14 protein-coding genes and 1 other annotated feature (1 of these 15 only partly in view) are annotated in these 14,034 nt (G+C 36.4%); of the genes, 8 read left to right on the top strand and 6 right to left on the bottom strand.

The features are described from left to right. Positions 1-97: 97 nt before the first annotated feature. Positions 98-1,330 carry an SWIM zinc finger domain-containing protein gene (locus AB5M32_RS10565; RefSeq protein WP_034700067.1) on the bottom strand — a complete coding sequence of 411 codons (1,233 nt, stop codon included), beginning with the start codon at positions 1,328-1,330 and terminating at the stop codon, positions 98-100. A 156-nt stretch (positions 1,331-1,486) separates the two neighbouring features. Beyond that, positions 1,487-1,954 carry an Rrf2 family transcriptional regulator gene (locus tag AB5M32_RS10560; RefSeq protein WP_010737255.1) on the bottom strand — a complete coding sequence of 156 codons (468 nt, stop codon included), beginning with the start codon at positions 1,952-1,954 and terminating at the stop codon, positions 1,487-1,489. A gap of 127 nt (positions 1,955-2,081) precedes the next feature. Here AB5M32_RS10560 and AB5M32_RS10555 point away from each other — a divergent pair, with 127 nt between their 5' ends. Both AB5M32_RS10555 and AB5M32_RS10550 read left to right on the top strand, forming a co-directional pair. Further along, positions 2,082-2,930, top strand: coding sequence for an SDR family oxidoreductase (locus tag AB5M32_RS10555; protein ID WP_178287038.1), 849 nt, complete (start codon positions 2,082-2,084; stop codon positions 2,928-2,930). A gap of 445 nt (positions 2,931-3,375) precedes the next feature. Then, positions 3,376-3,816 carry a DUF2798 domain-containing protein gene (locus AB5M32_RS10550; protein ID WP_010720646.1) on the top strand — a complete coding sequence of 147 codons (441 nt, stop codon included), beginning with the start codon at positions 3,376-3,378 and terminating at the stop codon, positions 3,814-3,816. Between the two features lie 152 nt (positions 3,817-3,968). Here AB5M32_RS10550 and AB5M32_RS10545 read toward each other — a convergent pair whose 3' ends face one another. After that, positions 3,969-4,484, bottom strand: coding sequence for a PadR family transcriptional regulator (locus tag AB5M32_RS10545; protein WP_178287040.1), 516 nt, complete (start codon positions 4,482-4,484; stop codon positions 3,969-3,971). Positions 4,485-4,596: 112 nt separating this feature from the next. On the opposite strand from AB5M32_RS10545, the gene AB5M32_RS10540 reads away from it, so the two are divergent. Together AB5M32_RS10540 and AB5M32_RS10535 are read left to right on the top strand one after the other, a co-directional pair. Then, the gene (locus AB5M32_RS10540; protein ID WP_053765955.1) at positions 4,597-5,811 is read left to right on the top strand and encodes an MFS transporter; all 1,215 of its coding nucleotides are present in this window, start codon (positions 4,597-4,599) and stop codon (positions 5,809-5,811) included. A gap of 262 nt (positions 5,812-6,073) precedes the next feature. Next, a complete protein-coding gene (locus tag AB5M32_RS10535) occupies positions 6,074-6,391 on the top strand; it encodes a hypothetical protein (RefSeq protein ID WP_010737260.1) in 318 nt (105 codons plus the stop codon). Between the two features lie 88 nt (positions 6,392-6,479). Here the strand turns inward: AB5M32_RS10535 and AB5M32_RS10530 are convergent, their stop codons facing one another. From AB5M32_RS10530 to proB, 3 genes are all read right to left on the bottom strand, one after another. After that, positions 6,480-6,824, bottom strand: a complete 345-nt coding sequence (locus AB5M32_RS10530) for a hypothetical protein (RefSeq protein ID WP_368024459.1) — start codon at positions 6,822-6,824, stop codon at positions 6,480-6,482. 103 nt (positions 6,825-6,927) lie between these two features. After that, positions 6,928-8,172 carry a glutamate-5-semialdehyde dehydrogenase gene (locus AB5M32_RS10525; RefSeq protein WP_034700060.1) on the bottom strand — a complete coding sequence of 415 codons (1,245 nt, stop codon included), beginning with the start codon at positions 8,170-8,172 and terminating at the stop codon, positions 6,928-6,930. Further along, positions 8,169-8,975: a glutamate 5-kinase gene (gene proB / locus AB5M32_RS10520; protein ID WP_010720640.1), complete on the bottom strand. Its 807-nt coding sequence runs from the start codon at positions 8,973-8,975 to the stop codon at positions 8,169-8,171. Before proB ends, AB5M32_RS10525 begins: the two co-directional genes overlap by 4 nt. A 201-nt stretch (positions 8,976-9,176) precedes the next feature. Between proB and AB5M32_RS10515 the strand changes: the two genes are divergently transcribed. The 4 genes from AB5M32_RS10515 (at position 9,177) to gltX (ending at position 13,999) form a co-directional block, all read left to right on the top strand. Then, positions 9,177-9,707, top strand: coding sequence for a dUTP diphosphatase (locus AB5M32_RS10515; protein ID WP_178287042.1), 531 nt, complete (start codon positions 9,177-9,179; stop codon positions 9,705-9,707). 50 nt (positions 9,708-9,757) lie between these two features. Next, positions 9,758-11,128 carry a DNA repair protein RadA gene (radA, locus tag AB5M32_RS10510; protein WP_010720638.1) on the top strand — a complete coding sequence of 457 codons (1,371 nt, stop codon included), beginning with the start codon at positions 9,758-9,760 and terminating at the stop codon, positions 11,126-11,128. A 33-nt stretch (positions 11,129-11,161) separates the two neighbouring features. Beyond that, positions 11,162-12,322 carry a PIN/TRAM domain-containing protein gene (locus AB5M32_RS10505; protein WP_010720637.1) on the top strand — a complete coding sequence of 387 codons (1,161 nt, stop codon included), beginning with the start codon at positions 11,162-11,164 and terminating at the stop codon, positions 12,320-12,322. Positions 12,323-12,538: 216 nt separating this feature from the next. After that, positions 12,539-13,999: a glutamate--tRNA ligase gene (gene gltX / locus AB5M32_RS10500; protein ID WP_010720636.1), complete on the top strand. Its 1,461-nt coding sequence runs from the start codon at positions 12,539-12,541 to the stop codon at positions 13,997-13,999. Beyond that, positions 13,996-14,034 (top strand) — a binding site (T-box leader) (it continues 202 nt past the right edge of the window). (Overlaps the previous gene by 4 nt.)

Genomic DNA, 14,034 nt, shown 5'->3' with positions numbered 1-14,034 from the left:
TGAAAAACTTCTTCTAATTATTGAAGTTTAAAGCATTTTTTTCTGTCTTTGGCAAAAACTCAGGATCACTCGTAAATAACGTTGGCATAATAAATAGTTACATTTTTTTTTCGAGTAATTTTAATTCTTGGATCATTGCTTTTTTTCGCGGGTATTTTTCTTTTAATTCTTTGATCAACAATTGAACCGAGATCATGCTGTTTGGTAAAGTAGCCATTTCTTCAATATATCTCACCAGTTTATGATAATGATTCCGAGTAGTCATAGTGTGGGCTATTTTCCGCAATTCATATTCATATTTCTGTAATAGTGCTTCGGGAGTCTGTTTTTTTAAAATATTGAAATAACGATTAGCTTCTTTGATTCCAGAGGTCTCTAACACACGATTCAATAATAGATCATAGCATTTTTCCTGTGAATAAAGTAAGCCAATGTCTTGATGATTATGCAATTCTTGGAACAAACGGTTTCGCAACGATATCCATTCGTCTTTTGAACAAGTTTTTTTCAATTGGTGAACTAGATTCATATCTAATGCATCATTCTCAATCAATAACTTAAAAACTTGATTTATGTATGCTTCTTTTTTTCCTAATTTATAATAGAGTTTTTTTAGAGAATAACGATGAAGTTGAACGAGATCAGGAGATTGACGATCCAAAAGCAGACTCTCCTGTAATACTTTTTCTGCTTCTTTGTATATTCTGTTTTTAAGTAAGTAATTAACATATTGTGTCCTGATAGTAGGGGAGTGCCAGTTTTCTTGGATAGTATGTTGAATTTTTTGCTTGGAATAGTTTAAGTACTCCATTTGTTTAACAGATAAAATTTGTTTCTTTTTTTTCAATCCTCTTTTTTTGTCTGCGGGTTCTTTCTTCAACGAGGAAGCAGATTGTTTCTCATAGTATGCTTGATATTTATTGATATCAAAAGAAGCATCTGAATAAATATATTGTTGAAAACGTTTTGCTAAGTGGTCATTTTCCTTTAAAATCATCTTTAAAAAAGGACGGATTTGTGAATCTTCCGCGTAGGAAACCAAATATGCGCTGTTATTTGCATCTTTCTTTTGTAAGTATTTATTGTATTCGAATAAAACGGCTACTAAATGGGGACAATGATCATTCGATAAGCAGGGGCAGCTACAAACCATTTTTTCTAAATAAAAGTGGTCAACGAGGTCAATGATTGCATGATAGTTTTCATTACTAGTAATGTTGGCAGTAATCTGTTTTTGCTTAACCTTAAAGTTTTTTACCTGTTCCCCAATAAAATAGGAGTATCCTAAATCTATTGTAGTTTCTAAAAAATATTCTTTCCAGTTGTTCACCTAATCTCCTCCTTTATATTAATTCTTACTTAATAAGTTTAACGGATAAATGAATGAAAAACAGTATTTTTTTGTTGATACGTAAGTTATTTAATTTTAATATAAATGGCTATTTTTAGGCATATTTTTTATAGTAAAATAATTACCAATCGTTGTTTAAAGAAATTTTTTTATTCTTTCGTGATTGTGAGGGCGTTTTTCAATTTCTAATACAGCAATTTTGTGTAGCAAAGAGTCTAACGTGATATGTGACATTTCTTCCTCTACTTTTGCTTGGAGTTGGGTATAGCTTGCCGTCAATGTTTCTTGAATATTCGCACCAACGATACAATTTGGGTTTGTTTTCGGATCTACTTGAATGAGATTAGTATTTCCTTCAATACTTTTATAAATATCTAAAAGTGAAATTTTTTCAGGAGAACGAGCTAAAGAAGGTGCAGCTTTTCCGACTTGCGTAATAATCAAATTCGCTTTTTTTAGTCGGCTCATGATTTTACGGACATTAGCTGCACTGGTTTCAATACTTTTCGCAATCATCTCACTAGATAACATATCGCTATCTTGAAAAATTGCTATGTAGGCTAAGATGTGGATCGCATCGCTCAATTGTAAAGAATATTTCATACTATCCCATTCCTTTCGACGTTTATTCTTGACTTATTTTAACATACTCTTTAAGATAATGGTGTAACTTAAAAATGTACAGGTTTTATTTAAAAAATTTATCAATGTGAAAAAAGGAGTGGTTAGAATGAATTATCTCATTACTGGAGCAACTGGTGGTTTTGGTAACTATGCTATGGAGTACTTAAAACAGCTCGTTCCTCAGGAAAATATCTATGTGTTGGCGCGGAATGAAGAAAAGGGGAAAACACTTGAAGAAAAGGGTTGGAATGTCCGTTTCGGAGATTATGCTGATTATTCTTCTATGAAAAATGCCTTACAGGGAATTGATCGCTTGTTGTTTGTGTCTGGTGCACCTGGTAATCGGCAAGCTGAGCATGAAAATGTTGTGAAGGCCGCAAAAGCAACTGGTGTTTCTTACATTGCTTATACTAGTTTTGCTGATGCCGATCACTCGACCAGTATTCTAGCGCCAGATCATCAGTTTACAGAGAAAGTAATTGCTGATTCTGGAATCGCACATACTTTTTTACGTAATAATTGGTACTTAGAAAATGAATGGCCACTCATTGAACTTGCCTTAAAGAATGGGCGCTTTATTTATTCAGCAGGTGAAGGTAAAACTGGCTGGGCATTAAAACGAGAATATGCCGAAGTTGCAGCAAAAGCACTAGCGAACTTGAACTTTCCAGAAGTTCTTGAATTATCGGGTAAACCGATTACGTATGAAGAACTAGCTAAAGAATTAAAAAAAGTGACAGGCAAACCTATTGATATTGTAGCTACCAATGACCATGAGTTCATCAAAAATTTAGAGAAGGCTGGTTATCCTGAATCTGCTGCACAAATGTTTGCAGCTATTCAAAAAGATATCAAGAATAATCAACTCGATGTTTCCTCAAAAGATTTTGAACAAGCTTTGGGACATCCACTTGTCTCTTTAAAAGATGGACTAGAAGAATTGTTGAATCAATAGTTGTAAAAAGCGGTTGATACAACGTTTTTAATTTTATAAAACAAGGGTAAATTCTCACAAGTGACAAGAAGTATAAAAATAAGGTTTTTACGGTTGACACTTACCTGCTTACTGTTTCTTATTGAGTTTATTGCTGAAAGTTTAGTCAGTGAAAACCGTGAACAAAAGGTCGTGAAGCATCGTTTAGCTCTGATAACCTTAAGAAAGATTTTTTGGAACCAGTTTTTTTGTTTTGAAAAATTCGGACTTATTTCAAAGAGTAGCTGGTTGAACACTGTTTATTCGTTTTCACACCTATTTAAAGAGTCTGGGATCAGGCTCTTTTTTTTGCATTTAAGTGATAAGTAGAAGATTGACTTTTTTGAATGTAATAAAAAAAACACTTACGAGAAAATGAGAAATATGCTACGATACTTTTCGTGACAAATTTAAAGGAGTGGTATAGTTGCCTACAAACAAAAAAGAAGGAATTATTTTTACATCACTAATGTGTTTTCTCATGGTCTTAGGAATGAGTGTGTATAATCTCTGGCTTCATGGGGATTTATATTTTTCAAATCTATTGATTGGTTTAGTTCCAGGATTCATCGTGGCGTTTATTCTAGATGTCTTTATTGTTGGTGTGATTGCGAAAAAAATAGCTTTCAAGTTGCCAGTAAATTCAGAAAGTAAATTTCAAATGATCGTAACGATTTCTTGTCTGATGGTCCTAGGAATGGTTACCTGTATGTCGTTGTTTGGTGTTGTGATTGAGCAGGGAATACCTGACCAATTACTTTCAGCGTACCTTACCGCATGGAAAATGAATGTGATTGTTGCATTGCCTTTGCAATTACTAATCGTAGGTCCTATCTCTCGATTGGTATTAAGCACGATCCAAAACTAAAAAGATCTTTTAGATTATAAAAAAAGAGGATGCGACTTGTATAGCATCAAGAGATAAAAGAACTTGCCTAAAATTGCGTATACGCTTATTAGGAATTTTCGTTTATTTTTTGAATGAGCTACTTCAGTCACATGCTCTTTTTTTAAGAACAATTAATCAAAAAATGTTTGCATCATTTCACGAATCTGTGTACACCATTGTAGTTCTTGCTGGCAAAGTAAAATTCTTCGTTGAATAACGACATAACGTCCAAATTCCTCTTTTTTATTTACTGAAAGATCTGCTAGTTTTGCTTGGTTTTTTTGCATGATTTTGTTTAATTGTTGTTCTCTTGTAAATAAAAGACCCGTCGCTGTTGTTTTATCTAAGGTAGAAAAAGCGTACAGTTTGGCTAAAAATTCATCTTTTTGAGTAGGAGCAGGGGTCTCTTCTTTGATCCATTCTTCTACGATCGCTTTTCCTTCATTGGTGAGGGTATAAATTTTTTTCTGCGAATGTTCTTCGATTTCCAGGACAGAAATATAACCTTTCTGGTCTAATTTAGCCAGTGTCGTGTAAATCTGGCTGTGGTGAGCTTCCCAGAAAATGGTGATTAATTGTTTTAGTTCATAACCGGAACGAGGTTTAGACAAAAGAACGCATAATAAGATATAGGCTAAAGTATTCATACGATACCTCCTGACTGATTTTCTCTTATTATAGCATATTTTTTATTTTTGTTTTTACGTGTGCATATTGACATGTAAAATAAATCATGTATGATGCTAGATAGAGAAAGGAATGGGGAATTTGGAGAATCAAATAGAAATCAAAGAAGAACTAACAGAGAAAGGACAGGAACAAAGTAAAGGAAAGAATTCAGCGTTAGTAGTCGCTGCGACTTGTATGTTTGCATTTATGGGAGTCGGCTTAGTAGATCCCATTTTAAAAACGATTGCTGCTCAATTAGATGCAACACCTGCCCAAACGACATTATTATTTACGAGCTACATGTTGGTAACGGGAGTAGTGATGTTGTTTACAGGTTTTTTATCGAGTCGAATTGGTTTGAAAAAAACATTGATGGCAGGTTTGGTCATTATTGTTGTATTTGCTGGCTTAGGTGGATTATCCAATGATATTGGTACATTGATCGGATTGCGTGCTGGTTGGGGTGTAGGGAATGCTTTATTTGTTTCAACAGCACTTGCGACTATTGTAAGTATTTTAGTGGGTAACACTGAAAAAGCTATTATGATGTATGAAGCAGCACTAGGCTGTGGGATGGCTGTTGGACCATTAGTTGGTGGTATACTAGGAAGTGGCTCGTGGCGGTATCCTTTTTATGGAGTAGCTACGTTGATGTTTATTGGCTTTTTAGCATTGGCGATTCTTCTTCCAGAGGCAGGAAAACCACAAAGAAAGGTTGGTTTTTGGGAAGGGGTCAAGGCGTTAAGTAATCACAAATTGCGTTCAATCGGTCTGATTGCCTTATTATATAATTTTGGTTTCTTTACGTTGCTTGCCTATGCACCATTCTTATTAGTGGGGTATAGTGAGTTAGAGGTCGGTTTTGTTTTCTTTGGTTGGGGCGTTTTATTAGCAATTGCTTCGATTTTTGTCGCACCAGTACTAGAACAAAAATTCACTACTTACCGAACGATTTTAGCAGCGTTTGTTTTCTTTATTATTTGTTTGGCGTTACTAGGTGCCGGTTCAACTATCCAAATTTTAGTGCCAATCAGCATTGTACTTTCAGGTTTTTTCCAAGGGATCATCAATACATTATTGACAACGATTGCTATGGAGATACCAGGTTTACCAAGAAATGTGGCTTCTTCAAGTTATAGCTTTGTTCGTTTCTTTGGTGGGGCATTAGCGCCATTTATTGCAGGGATCATTGGCGAAAAACTAGGTGAAAGTTATGCTTTTTATTTTGCTGCGATCATTGTCGTGATTAGTGTCTTTTGTATTATTCATCATCAAAATTATTTTGTAACAGATGAAGATCAATAAAAATGAGGTTTTGAAAGAAAGAATAAAAACCGAAAAAAATAGTTAATGATGAATCAATAAAACCTTGAATTTCACATACTGTGTTTCAAGGTTTTTTTTCTGTTATTTGTGACGTTCGATCTACAGTTCTGGTAACTGGTATCGTGAGAGGGTTTATTTTTAACATGTGTTTCAACGAAAAAGGTCAATGAATACACTGTTTTTGTCATAAATCATGTTATGATGAGAATAAGACACAGCCAGTAAAAAGTGAGGAAAAGCGATGATTGAAGAATATTTCAAAGAAGTAGGTATCACGTTGGTTGAACTTCCCATCGAGTTGGTGGATGATCGACCCGTTTATGGTGGTTATCTAAAAGAGCTGCCTGTAATCAATGCGACAGGAGAATCTCGAAAAATCATGCACCAGAAACTAGCGAGTATGTATCAAGCCTATCGTGAACAACTACTTACAGATATGGAAATAGAAAAAGAAAAAACAATGAATCTGTCGACAGAAGAATTGTTAAGATATTATGATGGTGAGACATTCGATGGGTTTGCCATTTTTTCTAACGATAATGAAGATCATCTTGGCTAAAATAAGCTATTATCGACTTAAAATTACGCTTAATGCGTTTCTTTTAGTCGATAATAGCTTATTTCACTCATTGTAGATATGAGGCATTCTAGTTAAAGCGCTTGGGTAAGTTGTTTTTGTTTAATTGATATTTGAAAGACAAATGGAAAAACCCGGCAATCAATAAAGTGATCGTATAAGCAATCGAATGGTGGAACGCTAGATTGTAATTGATCACAGCTAAAATGCCTAAAGCGAGCATATAACTAACATGTAGCCTTTGAACAATGCCTTTAGGACCAATTTTTTGAAGATAAACTTGCCATTTTTCCTGAGTGGGATTAAAATTTCTTTTTTTTATTTGGAAAAAAGTGGCTAAAATCATCACTCCTATAAAGGCAGCGATGTTTAAAGAAATCAAGTATACTAAAAATATCGTGAAAATTTCGAACATAAAAGTAACCTTTCTAACTAAAAAACTTTTCAAGAATCAAAAAATAAAGAAAAATTTTGTCATATTTTTATTGTGAAGACTAAAATGTTTCGTGTGAAACATTTTAGCGGATTTGACCTTCGCCGTAAATGATATATTTCGTAGAGGTCAGTTCATTCAATCCCATCGGACCTCGAGCATGTAATTTCTGAGTAGAAATACCGATTTCAGCACCAAAACCAAAAACAGCTCCGTCAGTAAAACGAGTTGAGGCATTCACATAAACCGCAGCGGCGTCCACTTCGTTCAAGAAACGTTGGCTAGCTTGGTAACTATCCGTAACGATGGCTTCAGAATGTTTTGTATTATGGCGATTGATATGGTCGATCGCTTCATCTAAAGAATCAACGACTTTCACAGCCAGAATATAGTCTAGATATTCCGTATCCCAATCAGCTTTTTCTGCAAGGGTTGCAGTTTCTAAATATTCCATGGCACGCGTATCTGCACGTAGAGAAACCCCGTGTTCTACTAATGCTTTTTCAATAACAGGTAAAAAGAAAGGAGCGATCTCTGAATGGATCAACAATGTTTCTGCAGCATTACAAACAGATGGACGAGAAGCTTTTGCATTGACGATGATATTCGTTGCCATGGTCAACTGAGCATCTTTATCGATATAAATATGATTGTTACCAGTGCCAGTCTCAATGATTGGGACTGTGGCTTGTTCCTTCACTCTTCTGATCAAATTTGCGCCGCCTCGAGGAATCAACACATCTAAGTACTCTGTTAATTTCATTAATTCAGCAGCCGTTTCATGAGATGTATCGTCCACAAATTGAACAGCGTAAGGAGACAAGCCAGCATCAGTTAACGTTTGTTGCAGAAGCTTCACTAATAATTGATTGGAAAAGAAAGCTTCCTTTCCGCCTCTAAGAATAACGGCATTTCCTGATTTAAAAGCCAAACTGGCTGCATCAGTCGTCACATTCGGTCTAGATTCATAAATGATTCCGATGACACCAAGTGGGACACGTTTTTTTCCAATCAGTAACCCATCAGCATTCTTCCACATTTGTTCTACTTTTCCAATTGGATCCTCTAATGAAGCGATTTTACTGATTTCTTCAGCCATATCATGGATACGCTCAGGCGTTAAGCGTAAGCGGTCAAGCATCGTTTCGCTCATCTGATTTTCGGTTGCTTGCTCTAAATCTTTCTGATTGGCTTCAAGTATCGCTCCTTGATTTTTTTTGAGCATCAATGCCATCTGTTTGAGAAGGTCATTTTTCTGTTCTGTACTCATCAAAGCAAGAGTTTGGGCGCTTTGTTTTGCATTTTTTCCAAGTTGATTTAAATCAGTCATACGTGTTCCTCCTTAAATAAGGTTCCAAGTTCTTTACCGGCTAAAAGATCGAAGATAATGGTAGGATTTTTTCCGTTTGCCAGGATCATTGTACTGTTGGCTTCAAAAATACGTAATGCTGCTTGTAACTTACTAGACATTCCTCCTGTTCCAAAGGTGCTGCCAGCACCACCCGCTTGTGCCATTAAACACTCGTCAATGACCGAAACAGTTTGATACATCTTTGCATCTGGATTTTTTGAAGGATCGGCGGAATAAAATCCGTCAATATCAGATAAAACAATTAATAAATCTGCTGTGATCAATTTTGTAACGATCGCAGATAGTTGATCATTATCACCAAATTTCGTTGTATGTTCAAGTTCATCGACTGCTACAGTATCATTTTCATTAACGATCGGGATGGTTCCCATTGCTAATAACTGTTCAAGTGTGTTGATCACATTGACTCGACTTTGAGGAAAATCGATCACATCCCGAGTAACGAGGATTTGAGCTGTTTGCTGATTGTAAACACTGAAACGTTGATTATAAATGTTCATCAATTCTGCCTGTCCGATCGCAGCAATTGCTTGTTGTTCCGGGATCGTTGTGGGGCGTGTAGCTTGATTCATTTTGTGCATCCCGACACCAACAGCGCCGGATGAAACTAATACGACTTCTTTCCCTTGATTCCGAAGATCAGACAAGACAAAGGCAAGCTGATCAATCGCAGCGAGGTTGATGTTTCCATTGGGATAGATTAAAGTACTCGTTCCCACTTTAATAACAATTCGTTTGGCTTTTGTAACTTCTTTTCGCATGTGACACCTCTAACTAAATACACGTTTTGATTTCGTTCTATTCTACTTGTTTTACACCATAAAGTCATGTATAAAATTTATTTTTTTATGACAGCAGTATTTTATTCATCTTAACATAAATTAATGAAGAATTTTTTAAGTCGTCCTTTTGGTATCATGAATATGGTAAAATAAATATAGTCTATTTTGGGAGGAAATTCGGTGAGAAAAAGAGGATTTGAAGTTATTTCAACATATGCACAACAAAAGATACAATTACCTCAACGAGCAACTCATCATGCTGCTGGATATGATTTTGAAGCGGCAGAAGATATTGTTATTCCAAGTATTTGGAAAGCTGGATTAAAACAAGGGATAACAGCTCTTTCAGAGGTATTGAAAAATGAAGAAACAACAGTCGACGAGAAAACATTAAAACCAGTTCTTGTTCCTACTGGGATCAAAGCCTATATGGGAGAAAATGAATTTTTACAGTTAGCCAATCGTTCAAGTAATCCGTTGAAGCGTTTTTTAGTTTTAAGTAATGGAGTAGGTGTCATTGATAGTGATTACTATAATAATGATGCAAATGAAGGGCATATCATGTTCCAATTTACTAATTTTGGTTTGAAGGATGTTGTCATCAAAAAAGGTGAGCGAATTGGACAAGGAATTTTCTTACCATTCTTAAAAGCAGATCAAGACCAAACAGAACAGGCCCGTAAAGGTGGCTTTGGTTCATCAGATGTATAACTACTCAAGGTTTATTTAATTCAAAAATAATTATTTAAGGAGGCGGGACAATGGCAAAAAAAGCGAAAGTCCAGTTTGTTTGCCAAAATTGTGGCTATGTTTCGCCTAAATTCTTAGGGCGTTGCCCAAATTGCGGGAAATGGAACACGATGGTCGAGGAAATCGAGCAAGATACGACTGACCGTAGAACACGAACAAGTTTGACTGGAGAAAAAGCCAAACCAACAAAAATTGCAGAAGTGATTCCTAAAAAGGAACCACGAGTCAAAACAAAATTAGATGAATTGAATCGAGTTTTGGGCGGGGGCGTAGTTCCGGGGTCAATGATTTTGATTGGTGGCGATCCAGGCATCGGTAAATCCACATTACTTTTACAAGTATCCCAACAATTAGCTGATATCGGCGGGAAAGTATTATATGTTTCTGGAGAAGAAAGTGCAGAACAAATTAAATTACGTGCCGAGCGTTTGGGCTCAATCAATACAGAATTTTACTTATATGCTGAAACTGATATGAATGAAATTAGCCGTGCCATCGAACAGATTTCACCAGATTATGTGATCATTGATTCGATTCAAACGATGACACAACCTGATATTACGAGTGTAGCAGGGAGTGTCAGTCAAGTGAGAGAAACGACTGCTGAGTTGTTGAAAATAGCGAAAACAAATGGGATTGCGATTTTTATCGTAGGACATGTAACGAAAGAAGGCTCGATTGCGGGTCCACGTATGCTTGAACATATGGTTGATACTGTTTTGTATTTTGAAGGAGAACAGCATCATAGTTTTCGTATTTTGAGAGCAGTAAAGAATCGATTTGGTTCAACAAATGAAATTGGTATATTTGAAATGCATGAACATGGATTAGAAGAAGTTGCGAATCCTTCCCAAATCTTTTTGGAAGAACGATTAGAAGGAGCAACAGGCTCAGCGATTGTTGTGGCGATGGAAGGTACCCGCCCAATTTTAGTGGAAATCCAAGCACTGGTAACACCAACAATGTATGGAAATGCTAAACGAACCACTACTGGCTTAGATTTTAACCGAGTGTCATTGATCATGGCAGTTCTCGAAAAACGAGCAGGCTTACTGTTGCAGAATCAAGATGCTTACTTAAAAGCAGCAGGTGGGGTAAAATTAAATGAACCAGCCATTGATTTAGCGATTGCTGTGAGTATTGCTTCCAGTTACAAAGAAAAAGGGACACAACCGACAGAATGTTTTATTGGCGAAATCGGGTTGACGGGCGAAATTCGCCGTGTCAGTCATATTGAACAGCGTGTCAAAGAAGTACAAAAGCTGGGTTTCACAAAAGTTTATTTGCCAAAGAACAATCTAGGAGGGTGGAATCCTCCGACTGGCATTGAAGTCGTAGGTGTCGCTACCTTGGCGGAAACGTTAAAACGTGTCTTTCGTTAAAAATAGTAAAATTAAAGAAATGGAGGAAAGAGTATGCAAAAACGTGTCATCACCTTGCTGATGATTATTGTCGGTGCCAGCTTAGGTATTTCTTTTTTACCAATGGCTTGGCAGACAATTGGTCAGCAAACAAATGGATGGCTGAATAATACATTTACCAATAGCCTGTTAGGTGCACTTATTTTCTTTTTATTGTCTTTGCTATTGGCAAAACATATCTCAGCTGTTATCAAGCAAATTGAGGAAAAATTAAGTGAGGTTAGTTTAACTTACCTATTGTTTGGTGCAATTGGTGGGATTATCGGGCTAACTTTAGGTGTAATTATTTCAACGCCACTATATAATTTGAAAATTCCGTTTGTAAATAGTGTTCTTCCCATCTTATTAATGGTTATTTTAGGCTATTTAGGATTCAGGATGGGAACCACTCGAATCGATGAATGGAAAAAAATCTTTGGTTCAAGAAACAAGAAAGTGGAACAAGAAACACCTAGTCAAGTGGAGAGCCAAATACTGGAACGAAAATTAGGCGAGAACTTTCATAAATACAAAATCTTAGATACTAGCGTGATCATTGACGGACGAATCTATGACATCACCAAAACTGGTTTTTTAGAAGGCACACTGATGATTCCGAATTTTGTGCTTTATGAATTACAGTATATTGCTGATTCTGGCGATAGCCTAAAACGTGTTCGCGGACGCCGTGGGCTGGATATCCTCAATGCTTTGCAAAAAGAAGAAGGAATCTCTGTTGAAATGTATGACGGTGATTTTGAAGATATCACTGAAGTGGACAGCAAATTGATCAAATTAGCGAAACTTTTAGATGGTGTCATCGTGACAAATGATTATAACTTAAATAAAGTCTCAGAGTTTCAAAATGTACCAGTGTTGAATATCAATGCTTTAGCGAATGCAGTAAAACCGGTAGTTATTCCAGGTGAAAACATGAATGTTTTAGTCGTAAAAGCAGGAACAGAACGTCAACAAGGGGTTGCTTATCTCGATGATGGCACCATGGTGGTCGTGGAAGATGGACAGCATTATATGAACGAACATATCGAAGTAGTTGTTACAAGTGCCTTACAAACAGCTGCCGGGCGGATGATTTTTGCAAAACCAGCCCATGCAGGTCGTGGGATCGATAATAAAGACAATAAAAAAGAAACTGAAAAAAGTAAACATGCTTAACGAAAGAAAAATCGGAATATGAGTATAAAAAGTAGCCAACTGGTAAGGAAATTCAACCAGTTGGCTTTACTATTTCCCATATTAAAGGTAAAATTTGTGCTGAGTGGCTTTCATTTTAATGAAAAAGCCTTTAAGAAATATGAGGATGTAAAACAGAACATGTTTTTCGTGTTTTGCCTCATATTTTAAAGTCTAGTTTGAAAGAAGAGGAAGAAAATGACGAAAGTACGCGTACGCTATGCACCAAGTCCAACTGGGCACTTACATATTGGGAATGCTCGAACAGCATTGTTCAATTATCTATTTGCTCGCCACAACGATGGAGACTTTATTATTCGTATTGAGGACACAGACCAAAAACGAAACATTGAAGATGGTGAAAAGAGCCAATTGGAAAATTTGGCTTGGTTAGGTATTGATTGGGATGAATCTCCTGAAAATCCTGGAGAATATGGTCCTTATCGTCAATCTGAAAGAAAAGAAATTTATCAGCCTTTGATTGATCAACTTCTTGCAAGTAATCGGGCATACAAATGTTACTGTACAGAAGAAGAGTTAGAAGCAACTCGTGAAGAACAACGTGCACGTGGAGAAATGCCTCATTATGCGGGTACTTGTGCAAATCTAACACCAGAAGAACAAGCAGAAAAAGAAGCGCAAGGGATTGAACCAGTGATCCGATTCCGTGTACCACGTAATACGGAATATGCGTTCAAAGATATGGTCAAAGGGGATATCACCTTTGAATCAGATAATATCGGTGGCGACTATGTCATTCAAAAACGTGATGGTATGCCAACATATAACTTTGCTGTAGCTGTAGATGATCATATGATGAAGATTACTCATGTCTTACGTGGGGATGACCATATTGCAAATACACCTAAACAATTGATGATCTATGAAGCTTTTGGTTGGACACCACCAACATTCGGTCACATGACATTGATCATCAATACAGAAACTGGGAAAAAACTAAGTAAACGTGATGAATCGATTTTACAATTTATCGAACAGTATCGTGAATTAGGTTACTTACCAGAAGCAATGTTCAACTTTATTGCATTATTAGGTTGGTCACCAGTAGGCGAAGACGAAATTTTCAACCAAGAAGAATTGATCAACATGTTTGATCCAAATCGTTTGAGTAAATCACCTGCAGCCTTCGATGCGAAGAAATTACAATGGGTGAATAACCATTACATGAAAGAAATGGATTTAGATAAGTTAACAGACATGTGCTTGCCTTACTTGATCGCTGACGGTCGAGTACAAGAAAATCCTGATGAAAAAACGATCGAATGGGTCAAAAGAATCGTTAGTCTGTATCAACCACAAATGAGTTACGCAGCTGAAATCGTAGAAGCTTCTTCCTTATTCTTCAATGAACATCCTGTATTGAACGATGCGGCTAAAGAAGTATTAGCAGGCGAAACTGTTCCACTTGTTCTTAATGCGTTTAAAGCACAACTAGAACAAATGGAAGTCGTGGATGCCCCAACCGTAAAAGCAGCAATCAAAGCTGTCCAAAAAGAAACTGGCGTTAAAGGTAAAAATCTTTTCATGCCAATCCGAGTAGCTGTTTCAGGACAAATGCACGGACCAGAATTACCAGATACGATCGAATTGCTTGGTCGTGAAAAATCATTAGCACATTTAAATCAAGTCATCAACTAAACACGATGAACAGAAAGAAGTAAGTAATCATTGAT

The sequence above is a fragment of the Enterococcus sp. C57 genome (assembly GCF_040887305.1).
GTDB classification, from domain to species: domain Bacteria; phylum Bacillota; class Bacilli; order Lactobacillales; family Enterococcaceae; genus Enterococcus_B; species Enterococcus_B hirae.
This window is presented reverse-complemented; position numbering and strand designations above follow the sequence as displayed.